The organism is Marinobacter sp. ST-43, from assembly GCF_030541085.1.
Lineage (GTDB): Bacteria > Pseudomonadota > Gammaproteobacteria > Pseudomonadales > Oleiphilaceae > Marinobacter > Marinobacter nauticus.
In genome coordinates this window covers 1-19,590 of record NZ_JASSVO010000022.1, presented here as the reverse complement: position 1 = coordinate 19,590, position 19,590 = coordinate 1, and the positions used below count along the sequence as shown (strand labels likewise).

At 56.9% G+C, this 19,590-nt stretch carries 17 protein-coding genes; 5 read left to right on the top strand and 12 right to left on the bottom strand.

The features are described 5' to 3' along the window. Positions 1–18: 18 nt before the first annotated feature. The gene (gene rlmD, locus QPL98_RS17315; protein WP_014420778.1) at positions 19–1,368 is read right to left on the bottom strand and encodes a 23S rRNA (uracil(1939)-C(5))-methyltransferase RlmD; all 1,350 of its coding nucleotides are present in this window, start codon (positions 1,366–1,368) and stop codon (positions 19–21) included. Positions 1,369–1,394: 26 nt separating this feature from the next. Next, positions 1,395–2,288, bottom strand: a complete 894-nt coding sequence (gene cysM, locus QPL98_RS17310; protein ID WP_022990901.1) for a cysteine synthase CysM — start codon at positions 2,286–2,288, stop codon at positions 1,395–1,397. Positions 2,289–2,507: 219 nt separating this feature from the next. On the opposite strand from cysM, the gene QPL98_RS17305 reads away from it, so the two are divergent. Beyond that, positions 2,508–5,375, top strand: a complete 2,868-nt coding sequence (locus QPL98_RS17305) for an ATP-binding protein (protein ID WP_303293674.1) — start codon at positions 2,508–2,510, stop codon at positions 5,373–5,375. A 7-nt stretch (positions 5,376–5,382) separates the two neighbouring features. Here QPL98_RS17305 and pdxJ read toward each other — a convergent pair whose 3' ends face one another. From pdxJ to QPL98_RS17260, 9 genes are all read right to left on the bottom strand, one after another. Beyond that, positions 5,383–6,117: a pyridoxine 5'-phosphate synthase gene (gene pdxJ / locus QPL98_RS17300; protein ID WP_014420775.1), complete on the bottom strand. Its 735-nt coding sequence runs from the start codon at positions 6,115–6,117 to the stop codon at positions 5,383–5,385. Beyond that, the gene (gene recO / locus QPL98_RS17295; RefSeq protein WP_303293673.1) at positions 6,114–6,854 is read right to left on the bottom strand and encodes a DNA repair protein RecO; all 741 of its coding nucleotides are present in this window, start codon (positions 6,852–6,854) and stop codon (positions 6,114–6,116) included. Before recO ends, pdxJ begins: the two co-directional genes overlap by 4 nt. Before the next feature lie 7 nt (positions 6,855–6,861). Further along, entirely contained in the window at positions 6,862–7,779 is a 918-nt protein-coding gene (gene era / locus QPL98_RS17290; RefSeq protein WP_011785711.1) for a GTPase Era, read from the bottom strand. Then, entirely contained in the window at positions 7,779–8,468 is a 690-nt protein-coding gene (gene rnc / locus QPL98_RS17285; RefSeq protein ID WP_011785712.1) for a ribonuclease III, read from the bottom strand. Before rnc ends, era begins: the two co-directional genes overlap by 1 nt. After that, complete coding sequence (locus QPL98_RS17280; RefSeq protein WP_303293672.1) at positions 8,465–8,851, bottom strand: DUF4845 domain-containing protein; 387 nt, start codon at positions 8,849–8,851, stop codon at positions 8,465–8,467. The genes rnc and QPL98_RS17280 overlap by 4 nt, the downstream gene beginning before the upstream one ends. A 26-nt stretch (positions 8,852–8,877) precedes the next feature. Further along, positions 8,878–9,669: a signal peptidase I gene (gene lepB, locus QPL98_RS17275; RefSeq protein WP_014420772.1), complete on the bottom strand. Its 792-nt coding sequence runs from the start codon at positions 9,667–9,669 to the stop codon at positions 8,878–8,880. A gap of 12 nt (positions 9,670–9,681) precedes the next feature. Then, a complete protein-coding gene (gene lepA / locus QPL98_RS17270; RefSeq protein WP_303293671.1) occupies positions 9,682–11,484 on the bottom strand; it encodes a translation elongation factor 4 in 1,803 nt (600 codons plus the stop codon). Between the two features lie 104 nt (positions 11,485–11,588). Next, positions 11,589–14,315 (bottom strand): EAL domain-containing protein, encoded by a 2,727-nt coding sequence (locus tag QPL98_RS17265; protein ID WP_011785716.1) that lies wholly within the window; start codon positions 14,313–14,315, stop codon positions 11,589–11,591. Between the two features lie 225 nt (positions 14,316–14,540). After that, positions 14,541–15,449, bottom strand: coding sequence for a LysR substrate-binding domain-containing protein (locus QPL98_RS17260; protein ID WP_121208436.1), 909 nt, complete (start codon positions 15,447–15,449; stop codon positions 14,541–14,543). Between the two features lie 159 nt (positions 15,450–15,608). Here QPL98_RS17260 and QPL98_RS17255 point away from each other — a divergent pair, with 159 nt between their 5' ends. The 4 genes from QPL98_RS17255 to QPL98_RS17240 all read left to right on the top strand — a co-directional run bounded on the left by QPL98_RS17255 (position 15,609) and on the right by QPL98_RS17240 (position 18,488). Beyond that, positions 15,609–16,727, top strand: a complete 1,119-nt coding sequence (locus QPL98_RS17255; RefSeq protein ID WP_303293682.1) for an S-(hydroxymethyl)glutathione dehydrogenase/class III alcohol dehydrogenase — start codon at positions 15,609–15,611, stop codon at positions 16,725–16,727. A gap of 51 nt (positions 16,728–16,778) precedes the next feature. Continuing rightward, positions 16,779–17,630, top strand: coding sequence for an S-formylglutathione hydrolase (fghA, locus tag QPL98_RS17250; protein WP_303293670.1), 852 nt, complete (start codon positions 16,779–16,781; stop codon positions 17,628–17,630). A 265-nt stretch (positions 17,631–17,895) separates the two neighbouring features. Next, positions 17,896–18,090, top strand: a complete 195-nt coding sequence (locus QPL98_RS17245; RefSeq protein ID WP_153741212.1) for a type II toxin-antitoxin system VapB family antitoxin — start codon at positions 17,896–17,898, stop codon at positions 18,088–18,090. Then, a complete protein-coding gene (locus tag QPL98_RS17240; RefSeq protein WP_303293669.1) occupies positions 18,087–18,488 on the top strand; it encodes a PIN domain nuclease in 402 nt (133 codons plus the stop codon). Before QPL98_RS17245 ends, QPL98_RS17240 begins: the two co-directional genes overlap by 4 nt. A 66-nt stretch (positions 18,489–18,554) precedes the next feature. Here QPL98_RS17240 and QPL98_RS17235 read toward each other — a convergent pair whose 3' ends face one another. Beyond that, the gene (locus QPL98_RS17235; protein ID WP_303293668.1) at positions 18,555–19,310 is read right to left on the bottom strand and encodes a hypothetical protein; all 756 of its coding nucleotides are present in this window, start codon (positions 19,308–19,310) and stop codon (positions 18,555–18,557) included. Positions 19,311–19,590: the final 280 nt, after the last annotated feature.

Here is a 19,590-nt window from a genome sequence, read left to right as displayed (position 1 = left end):
CGTATCCCCGAAACCCGGTCAGTCTGCGCTACGCTCAAACAACGCAATGGACTCAACGTGGGTGGTATGGGGAAACATATCCATCACACCGGCCTGTACCAGCCGATAACCGTTGCGCACCATCACCCCGGCATCCCGCGCCAGGGTAGCGGGGTTGCAGGACACGTAAACAATGCGGTTGGCACCGAAAGCGGTCAGATACTTACAGATCTCCTCCGCGCCTGAACGTGGCGGATCGATCAGAATCTTGTCAAACCCCTCTTTTGCCCAGGATTGCCCGGTGAAATCCCCGTGCAGATCTGCCCCGTGGAATTCCACATTGGAGAGATCGTTCAGGCGGGCGTTTTCACGGCCGCGAACCACCATGGCATCGTCGCCCTCCACACCCACAACCTGCCCGCCCTTGCGGGCCAGTGGCAGCGTAAAGTTGCCCAGACCACAGAACAGATCCAGCACCCGCTCACCCGGCTGGACGTCCAGCCACTCGACCGCACGGTGCACCATATTGCGGTTGATACCGGCGTTCACCTGGGTGAAGTCCATAGGATGAAAGGCCATGGTGAGGTCAAACTCATCCATACGATAGGTCAGACGCTCATCGTCCCGCCCGCCGGATTCCGGCCAGATCCGGTGCACGGTGTCCGGGCCCTTGGGCTGCAGATAGATATGCAAGTCATGGGCCTGACCAAAGGCGATCAGCTTTTCCCGGTCGTCCGGCACCAGGTCATCCATGTTACGGAACACCATGGCAGCCGTATCATCGCCACAGGCCACTTCCACCTGGGCAATCCGGTCAAATGCCGCCATGCCATGCAGCAACTCCCGAAGGGGCTCGATTCGCTCACCGATCCGGGGATCCAGCACCACGCAGCGGTCAATATCGGTCAGAAAGCTGTTGCGTTTCTCCCGGAAACCAACCAGCACCGACTCCCGGGCCTTCACATAACGTACGCCCAGCCGCGCCTTGCGACGGTAGCCGAGGCTATCCGGAGAACGCATCGGAGCCACCCACTGCTCCGGTTCAATGCCCCCAAAGTGGGCAAAATGCTCGCGCAGGGTATTTTCCTTGAACCGGATCTGGGCATCGGCGCTCATGTGCTGAAGACTGCAACCACCGCAAAGATCGGCAAACTCACAGGGCGGCTGCTGGCGGTCAGGCGCTGCTTCCAGCACTTCGGTTGTGCGCAGTTCATCAAACCGGCTGCGGGTGCTGACCATTTTGGCCATCACGGTTTCGCCCGGCAGGGCTCCGTCAACAAACTGGGTTTTGCCATCAGCGCGGGCAATGCCCCGGCCATCGTGGCTCAGGGTCTCGATTTCACAACGCACAGGCTCCTTGGGCAGAACCTTGCGGCGACGCTTACTCATATAGAATTCTCTTGATTAGGGGCCACTCAGGCGCCGGGAAACACACCGGTGGAGAGGTAACGGTCTCCGCGGTCACAGATAATGGCCACGATCACGGCGTTTTCAACCTCACGGGACAATTTCAGGGCCGCTGCAATGGCACCGCCGGAGGACACACCACAGAAAATGCCCTCTCGCTCGGCCAGTGCCCGCATGGTGTCCTCGGCTTCCTGCTGGCCAATATCCAGAACCTGGTCGACCCGGCTGGCATCGTAGATTTTCGGCAGGTAAGCCTCCGGCCAGCGGCGAATACCCGGAATTGACGCCCCATCCTCTGGCTGCAGGCCGATAATACGGATATCGGGATTGCGCTCTTTCAGGTAACGGGACACGCCCATGATGGTGCCGGTGGTGCCCATGGAGCTGACAAAGTGCGTAACCCGCCCGGCGGTCTGCTCCCAGATTTCCGGGCCCGTGGTGTGATAGTGGGCCGAAGGGTTATCGGCATTGCTGAACTGGTCCAGAACCTTGCCCTTGCCCTCGGCCTCCATTCGAATGGCCAGATCCCGGGCGCCTTCCATGCCCTGCTCACGGGAAACGTTCACCACCTGGGCGCCGTATGCACGCATGGAGGCCCGGCGCTCCTCACTCAGGTTATCAGGCATGATCAGCACCATTCGGTAGCCCTTGATGGCCGCAGCCATGGCCAGCGCGATACCGGTATTGCCGGAGGTGGCTTCAATCAGGGTGTCCCCGGGATTGATCTCGCCCCGGCGTTCAGCCTCCTGGATCATGCTCAAAGCCGGCCGGTCTTTCACCGAACCTGCCGGGTTGTTCCCCTCCAGTTTTGCCAGGATGACGTTACTGGTGTCTCCCGGCAGACGCTGCAGACGCACCAGGGGTGTATGGCCGACATAATCTTCAATGGTGGGGAAAATCATATTGATACCCTGTGATACACTTTCGGATTCGAATCATACGCGTTATGGCCGCCTTGTCCCAATACAGCTTGTCGCTATATCCATGACCTGCGGCTATAACTGTCTGTTTCCGGGATAACGGCCACGGTTATATCATTGCCGTTCAGCTATGCTGACATGGAAGTATCCACCAGCAGGCGTGTCCTGTCGGCGGACAAGGTAATTTTACAGGAACACGGTATGCGACGTTGGGGCATTCGCAAGAAAGTACTGGTGGTAACTCTGGTTCCCACCCTGCTCACCACGCTGTTGTTAGGACTATTCTTTACCTACAGCTGGGTGAACAACATTGAGAACCTGCTGAAGGATCGCGGAGAGTCCCTGTCCCGACAGCTTGCCGCAGGCTCTGAATACGGCCTGTTCACGGCCAATCGCAGCCTGCTGAGCAGCCTCTCCAACGCACTTCTTGAAGAACAGGATGTTCGCTCCATCACCTTCTATGGCAGCGATGGCCAGCGCATGCTTCATACCGGCCCGGGCAGCGCTGAAACCGTGGCGATGGCACCGCTGGAACCCAACCAGCCGGTCCGGGTGACCCACGACAGCAGCACTCGTTTTGTCACGCCGGTTCACCTTCAGGATCTGATGATCGAGACCATGCTGGACCCGGACGCCCGCCAGTCTGCGGCGAAGCGCCACGCCCCGCTGGGCTGGGTTGCCGTAGAGATGTCCCACGTCCGCACGGAAAAGGAAACCTACAAGGCGCTGCTGATCTCGCTGCTGCTGGTGATCGGTGGTGTCCTGCTCAGTCTTGCCATCGCGCTGCGGCTGAGCCGTGCCTTTACCGATCCGGTGTTCCAGCTCAACGAAGCCGTAGCCAAACTCAAGGAAGGCAAGCTCGACACCCGGGTTTACACCAGTGCCGGCCCGGAGTTCGAACAGCTGGAGTCGGGGCTCAATGATATGGCCTCGGAATTGAGCAAGGCCCAGGCCGAAATGCAACAGAACATTGACCAGGCCACCGAGGACCTGCGGGAGACCCTGGAGACCATTGAAATCCAGAATATCGAACTGGACTTTGCCCGCAAGGAAGCACTGGAAGCGAGCCGGATCAAATCCGAGTTCCTGGCCAACATGTCCCATGAAATCCGGACGCCGCTGAACGGCATCATCGGCTTCACCGAGCTGTTGCTGAAAAGCCCACTGCCCCGCCAGCAGCGCGACCACCTGAACACCATCCGCAAATCCTCGGAAATCCTGCTGACCATCATTAACGACATTCTGGATTTCTCCAAGATCGAAGCCGGCAAACTGATTCTGGACCGCGTGCCGTTCCAGCTCCGGGATATCGTGGAGGAAGTGATGGTCATGCTGGCACCGGCGGCCCACGCTAAAAACCTGGACCTTGTGCCACTGGTCTACAACGATGTACCGGACAACATCATGGGGGATCCGCTGCGAGTCAAGCAGGTGATCACCAACCTGGTAAACAATGCCATCAAGTTCACCCAGACCGGCGAAGTGGTATTACGGGCGAGTCTGGAAGACGAAGATACCGAGCATAACCGGGTTACTCTGCGCCTGAGCATCACCGATTCCGGCGTTGGTCTGTCACGTGCCCAGCAGCAGTCACTGTTTAACGCCTTCAGCCAGGCCGATGCCTCCACCGCCCGGCAGTATGGCGGTACCGGTCTGGGTCTGGCCATCTCCAAACGGCTGGTGGAAGAAATGGGCGGCAAGATCGGCCTGGAAAGTGAGCTGGGCAAAGGTTCCACGTTCTGGTTTACCCTGACCCCGGAACTGTCCTCAACCGGTGACAGCTCCAGCCCCAAAGAGGCGCTCCGGGGCGAAAAGATCATCTATCTCGAACACCAGAAGACCACCGGGCTGGCGGTGGAGCACCTGTTAAGGGACTGGGGCGTGGCCGTTGAACGGGTTGCCTCACCCGGAGCACTGCAGGAACAGATAGAAGAGGCGCAACGGAGGCAGGAAGGCTACGCCGGCGCCATCATCGGCATTACCCGCCACCTGCTCAACTCCAGCCAGTACTGCAACCTGGTGCGTTCCCTGGAAGTGGAACGCGACTGCCGCACCCTGTTGCTGACGCCCACTCTGGAAACCCACGACACGCCGCTGTCGGGCCTGGCCAGCGGCCACCTGACCAAACCGGTCTGCCGGGACGCCCTCTACGATGAACTGCTGCTGATCCATGGCATTCAGTCGGGCAACCGAAGCGCGCCGGAAGCCGCGCTACCATTGAGGCAGAACAGCGGCTCAGGCACGCCCCGCATTCTGGCGGTGGACGATAACGAAGCCAACCTGAAACTGGTAATGACCTTGCTCAATGACTGTCGCCTGGAAGCAGAAGGCGCCTCCAGCGGATTCGAGGCATTGACCAAGGTCCGTCAGAAAGCCTTTGACCTGGTGTTCATGGACCTGCAGATGCCGGGTATGGACGGCGTGGAAACCACGGCCCGCATCCGTGATCTGGACAGCGGCTCACACCACACCCCCATTATTGCCCTGACCGCCCACGCTCTGGCGGACGAACAGGAACGGCTGGCGCAACAAGGCTTCGACGGCTATATGCCCAAGCCGATCAGCAGCAGCCAACTGGTGGAACTGATTCGCGAATACACCGGCTACGACTGCACCAATAGCGCAGATCGCTTCCGGATCTCCGAAGTACGGGATACCCGCCGGACACTGCGGCCGTCAAATCGCCGGATGCAGCAGGACTGCGTCAGTGTAGAGGAGAGCATTCAACTGGCGGCGGGCAAGGCCGATCTGGCGGAGGAGCTGTTCAGCATGCTGCTGGAGCAGTTACACAACGATATCGACCGGATTCAGGCGCTCTGGCAGACCGGCGACAACGAGCCCCTGCTTGAGTGCGTGCATAAGCTTCACGGGGCCACCCGCTACTGCGGCGTTCCGGAGCTGCGCACAGCCGCCAACCGGTTCGAGACCGCCCTGAAGTGCGAGGCTCCGGATCGTGAGCTGTTAAAAGATCAACTGATTGCGGCCATGGAGCGGCTGCAGATCTGGAGTGAGCAGACCGACTGGCAGCAACTGTTCCGGGAACAGCAGCGCCAGCCGGAAACCACCTGATTGTTGATCAGGCTCTGGCCCGGTCAAGAATCGCCTTCATGTCCCGGACCGCATCTTTCAGGCCGGTAAAGACGGCACGGGCGATGATCGCATGGCCGATGTTCAGTTCATTGATACCCGGAATAGCGGCCACCCGCTCGGTGTTGTGGTAGTGCAGACCATGGCCGGCATTCACAATCAGCCCCTTCTTGCGGGCATAGGCCACGGCATCGGCAAGCACTTTGAATGAGGCTTCCACCGCTTCGGGTTCCCCGGCCTCGGCGTATTCACCGGTATGCAACTCCACCACCGGCGCTCCGCAGCGCACCGCCGCGTCGATCTGTACCGGGTCCGGATCAATAAACAACGAAACCTCGGCGCCGATTTTTGCCAGACGATCACAGGCCTTGGCCACCCGCTCTTCCTGGCCATCCACATCCAGTCCACCTTCGGTGGTGAGCTCCTCGCGTTTCTCCGGCACCAGGCAAACACATTCCGGGCGCACCTGCTCGGCGAACGCCAGCATGGCGTCTGTCACCGCCATTTCCAGATTCATTTTGGTCTGCAGTACTTCCCGCAACAGCAGCACATCCCGGTCCTGGATATGCCGGCGATCCTCACGGGGGTGAATGGTGATGCCATCGGCACCGGCTTCTTCCGCCACCAACGCCGCCTGCACAGGGTCCGGGTAACGGGTACCGCGGGCCTGACGCAAGGTGGCCACATGATCAATATTCACTCCTAGCAGGACTCGGGTATTCATGATTCTCTCCCAGATGACGGATTCGAATGACTGAACAGGGAACGGCTGTGCAGCGGCCTGCCCTGCAAAAGGTAATCCACCAGCACCCGCATGACGCGCTTGGCGGTTTTACGGGGCGCTTCACTTATGAAATCGTCGGCCGCCAGTGCCAGCAATGCCTCACCCGGCAATTGGCGCAATGGCAGCTCGGGCGAGAGATTGGAAACGATCCCCTGGCCCGGGTCGTAGCCATAGAGCTCCCCCGCCTGTACAGGCATACCGGTATCCGTGGTTTCGTCCCAGGCAAAATCGTAGCCAAGCGAGGCGGCGAACGCCCGCTCAAAACGCCTCAGCAAAGGCTCGACATCGTCCTGTGAAGACAGATCCGCCAGGGCCTGCAGGGTTTCAATATAGCTGGCAAACAACGCGGGGGAGGGATCGGCCACCGGTAACACCCGCTGAACCAGTTCATTAATGTAGAAACCACTGTACAGTGCACGGGGTTGGCTGACCGCTGGCGCGCTGCGAACTTCCAGCTGCACCAGGGTTTTCAGCTCGCTCTTGCCGGTCCAGTCCACTAATAACGGCTGGAACGGCTGCAATTGGGCCTTGAGCGGGCTTCTGGTGCTGTTGGCGCCGCGGGCAACCACACTCATGCGGCCGTGATTCAGAGTAAACAGATCCACCAGCAAGGCGGTTTCGCGCCAGGGTCGCCGATGGACCACATAAGCGGGCTCTTGCTGCACCGCGCCCTTCATGGCGGCCTCAGAAATCGCTCATGCCCAGGCTTTTCAGAGCCCTGTCGCTGTCAGCCCAGCCTCGCTTGACCTTGACCCAGAGCCGGAGCATCACCTTGGACCCGAACATCCGCTCCATATCAACCCGGGCTTCCTGACCGATACTGCGCAGGCGCTCACCCTTATCGCCAATGATGATTTTCTTCTGGCCTTCCCGTTCGACCAGAATCAGTGCCGAAACATGCAGGGTATTGCCCTGGTGCTTGAACTCTTCAATCTCCACTGCCACGGAATACGGCAGTTCAGCGCCAAGTTGGCGAGTAATTTTCTCCCGGACCATTTCGGCCGCCATAAAGCGTTCACTGCGGTCTGTGATCTGATCATCGGGGTAGAAGTGGACACTTTCGGGCAGGAAACGGCCAACAGCCGATTCCAGCGGCTCCAGATTAGTCTCTTTCAGTGCCGAAAGAGGAATGATCTCGGCAAAGTCCCGCTTTTTAGACAGAGCCTCCAGATGGGGCAACAACAGCTCCCGCTTCTCCAGCTTGTCGACTTTGTTGACCGCCAGGATAACCGGGCACTTTACCCGCTTGAGCTTCTCCAGCACCATCTCATCGGCACTGGTCCACGCCAGCTGATCCACCACGAAGACCACCACATCCACGTCGATCAGGGCGGACGCGGCGGCCTTGTTCATATAGCGGTTCAGGGCCCGGGGCTCATCCTCATGCATGCCCGGTGTATCGACATAAATGGCCTGTACCGGGCCTTCGGTCTTGATACCGAGCACCTGATGCCTGGTGGTCTGTGGCTTCCGCGAAGTGATGCTCAGCTTCTGGCCAAGGATGTGATTGAGCAGTGTGGACTTGCCCACATTCGGCCGGCCGACAATGGCGACGAAACCACAGCGGCTTTCCGGGTTTTCCGGGCGGGTAATATCAGTCATCAGGAATTCTCCACACCCAGTTGCTTGAGTGCATTTCGGGCGGCCTGCTGTTCAGCAACACGTCGACTACTGCCAGTGCCTGTGGTTTTACGGTCCAGCGAGGGCAAGGCGCAGGAGACATGGAAAGTCTGGTTGTGGGCCTCGCCGTCAACGGAAATCACTTCATAGCGAGGCAACGGAAATTGCCTGGACTGCAGGTACTCCTGCAACCGGGTTTTCGGATCTTTCTGTGTGTCCTGAATATCCAGGTTTGCCAAGCGCTGTTCAAACCAGCGTAACACCTGAGCCCGACAGGTATGAAAGTCGCTGTCCAGATAAATGGCCCCGATAATGGATTCCACGGCATCGGCGAGAATGGACTCACGGCGGAAGCCACCACTTTTCAGCTCTCCCGAACCGAGCCTCAGATACTGGCCCAACTGAAATTCACGACCGATCTCCGCGAGGGTAACCCCCTTGACCATACGGGCCCGAAGCCGGCTCAACTGCCCTTCCCGGGCCTTCTCGAAATGAAGATACAGATACTCGGCGATCACCATGTTCACGATAGAATCGCCCAGAAATTCAAGACGTTCGTTATTCTGGTTGCCAAAACTGCGATGGGTCAGCGCCAGCAGAAGCCGCTCCGGTTCCTTGAACTGGTAGCCAATGCGGCGCTGAAGTTGGTCTAGGTCTGGTTGTGAACTCACTGGCCCTGAAACTCATACTCGTGCTGGAAGTGCACAACGGTGTCCACGTTCCGGAAGATGTTATTGCGAACCTCGTAATCCACCTTGATCACGACCAGTTCGCCATTTTTTTCAACGGAGATGTTCTTTGGATCAAAACCGTCAACGTTATTCACACTCAGGCGCTTGTTAATCAGGCTGCGCACCTGTGCCGGCCCCATCTGTGACAGGCCGTCGGTACCATCCAGGCTTTCCAGAGCTTCCTGGATGGTAAAGTCATCCAGGTAGGCCGGCCCGATCTTGATCGCCAGAGTCAGCAGGCCACCAAAGAACAGAGCCATGATCATCATCGTCAAAGCGCCGCCCTGCTGCGTGTTCAGGCCTGCGGGATAGTATCTTCTCATCGTCTTATACTCCGGAACCATCAGAATTATTGGATGCCACCCACCCGATCAAAAGATGGCAGACTTGTCAGTGATTTCCAGTGCATCCAGATGGCAAAGGCCTTGCCCACCACCATCTCATCCGGCACCGTGCCCCAGAAACGGCTGTCGTTACTGTTGTCGCGGTTATCGCCCATGACAAAGTAATGGCCTTCAGGAACAACCCATTCTCCCTCACCGGAACCGCTCACCCGCCCCATGGTCAGGTACAGATCATGTTCAACCTCACCCAACTGTTCCCGCCAGCGTTCCATGGGGGGCAAGCGCGCAACGAAATCCCGGGGAACCGGCTCATCATTGATGAACAGTTGCTTGTTGCGGTAACGAATATGATCGCCCGGCAGGCCGACAACCCGCTTGATGTAATTGGTGGTGCCATCCTCAGGATAGCGGAACACCATGACATCACCCCGCTCCGGATCGGCGATCTCAACAATCTTGGTACCGGCCACCGGCAGGCGCAGGCCATAGGCGTACTTGTTGACCAGGATAAAATCCCCCACTTCTAGGGTCGGCAACATGGAGCCTGAGGGGATCTGGAACGGCTCGATCAGGAACGACCGAAGCACCAGGACTACCGCCAGCACGGGGAAAAATGAGCGGCTGATATCCACCAGCCAGGGTTCCCGGTCCTCGAACTCATCGGCTGATTCGTCTACCTGGCCACCCTGCTCTGCGCCGGCAAGCCGACGCTTTCTCAGGAACGCGATGTCCGCCAGCCAGACCGCTCCGGTCACGAAAGTCAGAACCACCAGTACCAGTGGAAAATCAATGTCCATCCAGGTGCCTTTTTAGTTATCCACTTTCAATACAGCAAGAAACGCTTCCTGAGGCACCTCGACATTACCCAGCTGCTTCATGCGTTTTTTACCTTCCTTCTGCTTCTGAAGCAGTTTCTTTTTGCGGCTGACGTCGCCACCGTAACACTTCGCCGTTACGTTCTTGCGCAGGGCCTTGACCGTTACCCGGGAGACCACCTGGGTACCAATGGCAGCCTGAATGGCAATATCAAACATCTGACGCGGGATCAGCTCTTTCATCTTCTCGATCAACTGGCGCCCTTTGCGGTGGGACAGATCCCGGTGCACAATCAGCGCCAGGGCGTCGACACGATCCCCGTTGATCAGCACATCCAGGCGAACCAGGTTGGCACTCTGGAAACGGACAAAGTGGTAATCCAGTGATGCAAAGCCGCGGCTGGCCGATTTGATCCGGTCAAAGAAGTCCATCACCACTTCCGCCATCGGCAGCTCGTAGGTGAGCTGTACCTGTGTGGACATGAAGTGCATGTTCTTCTGCACACCGCGCTTTTCTTCACACAGGGCAATGACATTACCGAGGTGCTCCTGGGGTACCAGGATGTTGGCCTCGACAATGGGCTCACGCATTTCTTCGATGGAACCAATATCCGGAAGCCGTGATGGGTTGTCCACCGACAGAGTCTCACCCTGCTTGGTGACCACTTCATAGATTACCGTCGGCGCCGTGGTAATCAGATCCAGATCGTACTCTCGCTCCAGCCGCTCCTGGATGATTTCCATGTGCAGCATGCCCAGGAAACCACAGCGGAAGCCAAAGCCCAGGGCGTCAGAGTTCTCAGGCTCAAAGAACAGCGAGGCGTCGTTGAGGGTAAGCTTTTCCAGGGCATCCCGGAAATCGTCATAATCATCGGCGCTGACCGGGAACAGACCGGCGTAAACCTGGGGTTTCACTTTCTTGAACCCCGGCAGCATCGGGGTTTCTTCCGCAAACTTCTGGTGCACGATGGTGTCACCCACCGGCGCACCGTGGATATCCTTGATTCCCGCAACAACGAAACCGACGTCACCCGCTTCAAGCACATCAGTGTCGGTGGGCTTGGGATTGAAGACACCGACCTTGTCGGCGTTCCAGGCTTTCTTGGTGGACTTGATGATGATTTTGTCGCCCTTGCGCAGCACACCTTCGGTCACCCGCACCAGTGACACCACGCCCAGGTAGTTATCAAACCACGAATCAATAATCAGCGCCTGCAAAGGCGCACTGCGATCGCCTTTGGGAGGCGGAATCTTCTTGATCAGATCCTCGAGCACATCCTCAACACCCAGTCCGCTTTTGGCACTGCAGCGCACGGCATCGGAAGCATCAATGCCGATAATGTCCTCAATCTCCGCCGCAACCCGGTCGGGCTCGGCCTGGGGCAGGTCCATCTTGTTCAGGACCGGCACCACCTCCAGGCCCTGTTCGATAGCGGTGTAACAGTTGGCCACCGACTGGGCTTCCACACCCTGGCCAGCATCCACCACCAGCAGCGCCCCTTCACAGGCATACAGTGAGCGGGACACCTCGTAGGAGAAATCCACGTGGCCCGGGGTATCGATGAAATTCAGTTTGTAGATTTCCCCATCCTTTGCCTTGTAGTTGAGCGTGACGCTCTGGGCCTTGATGGTGATCCCGCGTTCCCGCTCCAGATCCATGGAGTCCAGGACCTGTTCGGCCATTTCACGGTCAGTCAGGCCACCGCAGATCTGGATAAAACGATCCGCCAACGTGGATTTACCGTGGTCGATGTGGGCAATAATGGAAAAGTTACGGATTCGGCTCAGTTCAGTCACAGACAATGATTACTCATATAAGACGTAGGATTGAGCCCGGAGGGGCCGCTACCGGGATCCGGGAACGGCGTGATTTTACCGGTTACAGGCCGCCATTGCCATGATCAGGAAATAAGCGGCTTCTCGTACTGCCGGATCAGGAATCCGATCAGGGCATCTTCGTCCAGCGGATAGCTGAACAGATTGCCCTGGCACTGGGCGCAACCGGCGGATTTCAAGAACGTCAGCTGCTGCAGCGTTTCCACCCCTTCCGCCACCACCGTCAGGTGCAGCTTGTGAGCCAGGGCGATCACCGCCGACGCCACATCGGTGGCACTGACGTTATAGGGAATGTCGCGAATGAAGCGATGATCAATCTTGATCACATCCAGCGGCAACTGCTGCAGCGCCACCAGTGAGCAGGAGCCGGTACCGAAATCATCCAGAATCAGGCACACGCCCAGGTCGTTCAGCGACACCAGCAATTCCCGCAACATTCTCGGGTCTTCATTGAGCAACTCCGCCGGCATTTCCAGCTCCAGCCGCTCGGGAGAGACTCCCGTCTCGGTAATCACCCGCCGGATCATGTCCAGGAAGCCGGAGTCCGTCAGCTGACGCACCGAGAAGTTCACCGCCATCTTCAGCGACTCGAACCCGGCCCGCTCAAGCGCCTGGACCTGGATACAGGCTTGCCGCAGGGCCAGCTCGCCCAGGCGGATGATCAACCCGGTTTCTTCTGCCAGGGTGATGAACTGCTGGGCCGAGACCAGACCTTTTTCCGGATGATGCCAGCGCAGGAAAGCCTCCACACCGATCACCCGCTGAGTGGCCAGATCCACTTTTGGCTGGTAGTGCAGAACAAACCGGTCGCCATCGAGTGCCGTGGCCAGCTCTTCCTGCTGCAGCAAGCGACGGGCGGCCTGGATGTTCATGGCCGGCGTGAAGAACTGATACGTGTTGCGCCCCAGCTCCTTGGCGCGATACATGGCCAGGTCGGCATATTTCATCAGAGCGCCTGCATCCTCACTGTCGTGAGGGATCATGGTGATCCCGATGCTGACGGTCACACCTACTTCATGGTCGTTCAGTCGAATACGCTGGCACAGGCGCCGCAATATGTTTTCCGCCACTTTGCCGGCGGCTTCGGAGCCACTGATCCGGGACAACAACACCACAAATTCGTCGCCACCGAGCCGGGCCACGGAATCTTCCTCACGGACACAGCCTTCCAGCCATTGTGCGACCTGACGCAGGAGTTCGTCACCGGCATCGTGCCCCAGGGTATCGTTGATTCGTTTGAAACCGTCCAGATCAAGGAACATCAGGGCTGCCGCCTCGCCACTTCGGCGGCTGCGACGAACCACGTGATTCAACCGATCCCGGAACAGCTGCCGGTTGGCGAGTCCGGTCAGCGGATCATAGAACGCCAGTCGGTGCAGTTCGGACTGAGCTGCCTTTAGCTGGGTAAGATCCCGAAGGCTCAGAACCACACCGTTGACGCCAGGCACCGAGAGCATCGCGGTGAAGGTGCCTTCCATATCACGCCACTGGCCATCGGCATCACGCACCCGGGCACGCACCACCGGCATCTGTTTGCCCGGTGAGGCCATGGACTCTTCAAAACCTCTTTGCAGGTGCGACCAGTCATCCATGTGCACCAGCTTCTCGAATTCCAGGGCTTCCACCTTGTCCGGATCGAATCCCAGGATGTCACGACTGGACGGGCTGGCATAAAGCGGGCGCCCACGACGATCCATGACCAGGGTGACGTTGGCTGCGCCCTCAGTGATGGCGCGATAACGGCCGGCGCTGACCTGGGCAATCAGCCGGGAGCGAATCAGGGCCAGCACGAACAGCCAGAGCAGCAAACTGATGGCCAGGCCAGAGCCGAGAACAATCGGGGGGCGTGGGTCGGCGGCGAGATAATCAAAGGCTGGCGTGGAACGGGTCTGCAGCAGCCACTCCCGGCCACCGTGTCTGATGGTCTGGCTCATTTCAAAGCTGAATTCGTTGTCCAGCGAACCGAGATTGGAGCCATACATCAGGGTATCTCGTGCCACCACCCCGCTGTCGTAGATGCGCACATCCAGAAATGGCGATATCAGGCCAACAATACCGTCGATCAGGTTGTTCATCCGGAAGGCACTGAACACGTACCCGGCCAGCATCATGCGGCGCTCGGCCCTGATCTCCGGAATCTCGCCGCCCTGGAACACCGGGTAGTACATCAGAAAACCAGCCTGATCCTCGGCCACAGACTCCTGCACCAGCACAACCTTGCCGGTAACCGTCGGGATAGCGTCATCCCTGGCCTGTTCCATGGCAGTACGGTGTATGGGGTCACTGAAAGCGTCATAACCCAGCGCCTTGCGATTACGCTCGGTGCCCGGCTCCAGATAAACCATGGGATAGTAGTAGGGCCCGGTACCCAGCGGTTTGACCAGATAATTGTAAAGCCCCTCCGCCCGAACCGAGGCAATGTGATCGGCCATTTCGCGGACACCAATACGCTCAACGTAGCCGATACCCTCAATGCCGGGGTAATAACGATTGATATCGACGTTGTCGACGTACTCTTTCCACTGATCGCGTGTGACTTTACCGGTGACAGCAAACAGACCGGCACTGCCGGCAAGAACCTGTTCGTAATTGAGCAGGCGTTCTTCAATCGCGGTCTTAAGCTGCAGGGACTGAGTTCGGAATCGGGCCTCGGTGCGATCTTCAACCAGCCGGATGGAGACCTGCCAAAGCAATACCGTCGCAACCACAGACACCAGGAATACCACCCAGGCGATCCAGGAATTGCGCAGTTTCAGCAACTGACGGAGGGGAAGATCCTTTTTGGTCATCATCGTGTTCGGCCCATTCCATGACCCGGTTTATTGTCGAATCCGGCGAGTATAACAAAAGTGTTCTTGAACCCACAGTTTGGCCGGCCGTTGGCGCTGAAGTGTGGCCGACAGCTTGGTCGGTGCTCCTGACACTCTTTGGAATTCAGGCTGGCTTGAGGAGGTACAGACGGGAGCTACGGTCGCAAAGCGCCGTTCTTTGAATACACAATCCTATCGGTTCATTGCTTAATAATCCGCGTTTGCTGCGTCCGGCGGAGAACCGCCAGGTTTCAGGGATTCCGAAAGAAAATCCAGCAGCAGCCTTATCTTCGGCGACAGATGACGGTTATGGGGATACACCGCCCAGATACCGTCATCGTCTTCCTGATAACGGGTCAGCACCGGAATCAACAGCCTGGAATCCAGTGCGCTCTGAACGTAGTAATCCGGAAGCTGAACAATGCCAATCCCCTTGAGGGCGGCATCAAGCAGGGCCCTGCCACTGTCGCAGCGGATGTTCCCCGTTACCCGCACGTTGCGCGGCTGGCCCAATTCCTGGAAGCGCCAGTAATCCAGGTTTCCCAGCAGGCAGTTGTGGTTCGCCAGTTCGGACAACGAGTGAGGCGTGCCGTGCGTGGCGAGATAATCGGGCGAGGCACACACGTATAGGGTTCGGGATGCGAGACGCCGGGCCATCAAGGTCGAATCCTGCAGCTTTCCCATGCGCACGGCAAGATCGTACCCCTCAGCGACCAGATCCAGTGTCTGGTTGGTAAGCTTCATGTCCACGTCGAGTTCGGGGTATCGCAAAACGAAGTCATTGACCAGCGGCGCAATGGATTTCTCTCCATAGGTCACCGGCGCAGTCAGCCTCAGCCTGCCTCGCGGGACCAGCTGCATGTTGGTAATAGAGCGTTCCGCCTGCTCCAGGGCATCAAGTACCTGCCGGCAGTGCTGGTAAAAGATCTGTCCGGCCTCGGTTACCGACACCCGGCGTGTGGTGCGGTAGAACAACCGCGTCGATAAGCGGGCCTCCAGGGCACTGACCTGACGGCTGACCTGTGCCGTCGACACATCCAGTCGCTTCGCGGCACGCGTGAAACTCTCGGTTTCAGCAACCGCCACAAACTCGTTTACCCCTTCCCAGCGATACATGGTTTTCCCTTTTTGCGTTGCACCACCCGATTATTGCACACACGTAAAGGTGATTTGATAAAAACAGCGATTATCAATCAAAGAGCCATAAATACAATATGGCCTTCGTTTGGGCATCCCGCCCTTCCTGAATAATCAATGGAGAACGTTATGGCTGAGATAATCAAATCAAAAGCAGCAATTGCCTGGGGCCCGGGTCAGCCACTGTCGGTTGAAGAGGTGGACGTGATGCCCCCGAAAGCAGGGGAAGTACGGATAAAAGTGATCGCAACCGGTGTATGCCACACCGATGCGTTTACCCTCTCGGGTGAGGATCCCGAGGGCAACTTTCCAGCAATCCTTGGCCATGAAGGGGGCGGCATTGTAGAGGCTATTGGTGAAGGCGTTACCAGTGTTGCCGTCGGCGATCATGTGATTCCTTTGTATACCCCCGAATGTGGCGAGTGCAAATTCTGCCTGTCCGGCAAAACCAACCTGTGCGGGAAAATCCGCGAAACCCAGGGCAAGGGGCTGATGCCCGATGGCACCAGCCGCTTCTACAAGGACGGCCAGCCAATCTATCACTACATGGGCTGCTCGACCTTCTCCGAGTACACCGTTCTGCCGGAGATTTCGCTGGCGAAGGTCAACAAGGAAGCCCCGCTGGAAGAGGTGTGCCTGCTGGGCTGCGGCGTAACCACCGGCATGGGCGCGGTCATGAACACTGCCAAGGTAGAAGAAGGCGCTACGGTGGCTATTTTCGGTCTCGGCGGCATCGGCCTCTCCGCGATTATTGGTGCAACCATGGCCAAGGCGAGTCGAATCATCGGCATCGATATCAATGACAGCAAGTTCGATCTCGCCCGGCAGTTGGGCGCAACTGACTGCATCAACCCCAAAGACTACGATAAGCCGATTCAGGAAGTGATCGTTGAACTGACTGACGGTGGCGTGGACTATTCCTTCGAATGCATAGGCAACGTCGATGTCATGCGGTCCGCACTGGAATGTTGCCACAAGGGATGGGGCGAGTCGGTCATTATTGGCGTCGCCGGGGCAGGCCAGGAAATTTCCACCCGCCCGTTCCAGCTCGTTACCGGTCGCGTCTGGAGAGGATCCGCCTTCGGCGGGGTCAAAGGCCGTTCCGAGCTACCTGGCATTGTTGAACGCTACATGCAAGGGGAGTTCAAGCTGAATGATTTCATCACCCACACCATGGGCCTCGATGACATCAACGAAGCCTTTGAGTTGATGCACGAAGGCAAGAGCATTCGCAGCGTTATCCATTTCGACAAGTGATGGTGAGGGCGGCCCGCCACTTCGGCGGGCCGCCCCGCAACGGAGTGTCCAATGACCCTTGAAAACCTGAGCAGTAACAAAAGTTTTGGCGGCTGGCACAAACAGTACAGCCATCCGTCCGAAAGCCTTGGCTGCGCTATGCGCTTCGCCATCTACCTGCCACCGCAGGTTGCCAACGGACAGAAAGTGCCGGTGCTTTACTGGCTTTCCGGCCTCACCTGCACAGACGAAAACTTCATGCAGAAAGCCGGCGCCCATCGCGCGGCTGCAGAACTGGGCATGGCCATCGTGGCACCGGATACCAGCCCCCGGGGCGATCACGTTGCCGACGATGAAAGCTACGATCTTGGCCAGGGGGCGGGCTTCTATGTAAACGCGACCGAAAGCCCATGGCATCCCCACTACCGCATGTACGACTATGCTCTCAATGAGCTGCCTGCACTGATCGAATCTGTTTTCCCGGTAACGAATCAACGCTCGATTGCGGGCCATTCAATGGGTGGTCATGGCGCCCTGGTTCTGGCTCTGCGCAACCCGGCGCGGTACCAGTCCGTGTCGGCCTTCAGCCCGATCAGCAACCCGGTAAACTGCCCATGGGGCAAAAAGGCCTTTACTGCCTACCTGGGCAAAGACAGCTCGCGTTGGGCCGAATACGACGCCAGCCTGCTGATGCGGGATGCAACACAGTTCGTACCGGCACTGGTCGACCAGGGGGACGCGGATAACTTTCTGACTGATCAACTTCGGCCAGAGGCGCTTGCGGCCGCAGCCAGCACCAGCAATTACCCGCTGGAGCTCAATTTCCGGGAGGGCTACGACCACAGCTACTTCTTTATCTCGAGCTTTATCGAGCAGCATCTGCGATTTCATGGCCGACATCTGGGGTGTGGCTCAAATCATTGATATCGAGACAGACTGGACGTAGGTTTTTCAGAGCAGTGGGAAATTGGCTCATATTGCAGCGGGGGGAGTGTTCGCTTTTGATGAGTCTTGCCGGGGATGTGGACGTTCGCGAAGCGAATATTCAGACTAGGGGTAACGCCCGGCTCACGCGCCGGTTTGGAGCTGCGAAGCAGCGGAAAACTGGTCGCTGTGCAGCCGATTGTTATGTATTCCTTGAAGTGCTAGATTGTGTATATAAATTGACAACCATACACATAGGTGCACCATGAGAACGAACATTGTCATTGACGATCAGTTGATGGCCGAAGCCCTCAAAGCCTCCGGCTACAAAACCAAAAAAGAAGCCGTTGAGCAAGGCCTGAAACTTCTGGTCCAGCTTAGCAAGCAGCAGGAAATTCGAAAGCTGCGAGGCAAAATCAAGTGGGAAGGCGACCTGGATGAAATGCGGAGCGCCGGATGATATTGGTTGATACCAGCGTCTGGATCGACTATTTCAACGGCGTCAAGAACCCGCACACTGACCTGTTGGATGCCTCAATAATCCACGGATCCATCGCTATCGGCGACCTCATATTTCTGGAAATCCTACAAGGCATCCGCAACGACAAACACTATCGTCAGACCAAACAAAGCCTGCTCTCGCTGGAACAGTATGAAATGTTTGGCAAAGACATGGCAGTTGTTTGCGCTGACAACTATCGGACACTCCGCAAAAAGGGCGTCACAATCCGAAAGACTGCCGACGTGATCATCGCGACCTTCTGCATAGAGAAAGAGCTACCACTGCTGTTTCTAGATAGCGACTTTATCCCTTTTGTCGATCACCTTGGACTTGAGCCTGCTCTGAGAGAAACATGACGCTGAAATTTGCGGCAGTTTTGGAGTGGTGAAGCCACGGAGAAACTGTCCGTCAACATTGACTTGTTATAGTTCTATACTGGGATATTGGATATATGCGTTAATAGTTGACAGTACGAAGTCATGCATCCTCTCCCATTCCTTTAAATATTTTTTATGGTAATCGTATTCTATTCTGATGCCATTAACTCCACCAAAATCTTTCCGGTCGTCTTCAGGAAACTGAAACGATAGAATCACCACACTCACATAGCATCGACCGATACGACAATTGATAACGATTGGGTTTCCAGAGGGTGTCACCATGTGAGGCTCATCTACGATAAATACGTCCGGCCCCCTGTCTTGCACTAGCTTCTGGCTTTCCGCTCCATAATTTCTTATATTGACATATGACCTCAAATTATATTCTTCTAAATAGCTAAATTCTTCGTAATCGCCATTTAGCGTTATCAACTCAAAAGACTGATCACTCGACAACATACCTATTCTAATTCTCAAAAGTCTATCCAAATTTTCTTCATTAAAATCATTATAATTTTCGTGGTTTTTGAAAATTAGACCTGGAATCAGAGCTTCAATATTTACCTGATCCCAAATTTCTTGAGCCCAAGGCTTGTAGGGATGGGCAATACTCTCAATATGGCTCTTCGGAATCTCTAGCTTTAAATTAACTGGCCTTAGAGTAAGCTCTACATTTTTCGAACTTTCCGCTTTCGAGGGGAATTCAAAGTATTCCGTTTTCTCTCCTCGATCTGCCTCTTCAGTTCCGCACGCACTTAAATATGCAACTGCAAACAATAAAAGTAGAACTCTGATCATTTGTGGACACCTACAACGCCCACAGCACGCGCGGCTGCGAAATGAAGGCAAAGCCGCAATGTAGCAGACGTCGCTGTGACTGTGATTGTTAAATATATTTACTCCATCCCCTTTACTACCCCATTCTTTTTCTTAAAGTATTCACTATTCGGGTCATAGCCCCCTCTGTCAGCCTAGTTGTCCAGTTGGCGATTTAGCCTGAATTTCACTAGTCGGGGCGGCATGGGAGCATTCATGCCACGTTATTCCGAAGAACGTAAAGCGGCCGTTTTGAATAAGT

Bases quoted from the DNA above. Each gene is read 5' to 3' on its own strand.
- QPL98_RS17280 (WP_303293672.1), bottom strand. From the start codon at position 8,851: ATGAGAAGATACTATCCCGCAGGCCTGAACACGCAGCAGGGCGGCGCT.
- QPL98_RS17260 (WP_121208436.1), bottom strand. From the start codon at position 15,449: ATGTATCGCTGGGAAGGGGTAAACGAGTTTGTGGCGGTTGCTGAAACC.
- QPL98_RS17265 (WP_011785716.1), bottom strand. From the start codon at position 14,315: ATGATGACCAAAAAGGATCTTCCCCTCCGTCAGTTGCTGAAACTGCGC.
- cysM (WP_022990901.1), bottom strand. From the start codon at position 2,288: ATGATTTTCCCCACCATTGAAGATTATGTCGGCCATACACCCCTGGTG.
- recO (WP_303293673.1), bottom strand. From the start codon at position 6,854: ATGAAGGGCGCGGTGCAGCAAGAGCCCGCTTATGTGGTCCATCGGCGA.
- fghA (WP_303293670.1), top strand. From the start codon at position 16,779: ATGACCCTTGAAAACCTGAGCAGTAACAAAAGTTTTGGCGGCTGGCAC.
- QPL98_RS17245 (WP_153741212.1), top strand. From the start codon at position 17,896: ATGAGAACGAACATTGTCATTGACGATCAGTTGATGGCCGAAGCCCTC.
- QPL98_RS17240 (WP_303293669.1), top strand. From the start codon at position 18,087: ATGATATTGGTTGATACCAGCGTCTGGATCGACTATTTCAACGGCGTC.
- lepB (WP_014420772.1), bottom strand. From the start codon at position 9,669: ATGGACATTGATTTTCCACTGGTACTGGTGGTTCTGACTTTCGTGACC.
- QPL98_RS17235 (WP_303293668.1), bottom strand. From the start codon at position 19,310: ATGATCAGAGTTCTACTTTTATTGTTTGCAGTTGCATATTTAAGTGCG.
- era (WP_011785711.1), bottom strand. From the start codon at position 7,779: ATGACTGATATTACCCGCCCGGAAAACCCGGAAAGCCGCTGTGGTTTC.
- QPL98_RS17305 (WP_303293674.1), top strand. From the start codon at position 2,508: ATGCGACGTTGGGGCATTCGCAAGAAAGTACTGGTGGTAACTCTGGTT.
- rlmD (WP_014420778.1), bottom strand. From the start codon at position 1,368: ATGAGTAAGCGTCGCCGCAAGGTTCTGCCCAAGGAGCCTGTGCGTTGT.
- pdxJ (WP_014420775.1), bottom strand. From the start codon at position 6,117: ATGAATACCCGAGTCCTGCTAGGAGTGAATATTGATCATGTGGCCACC.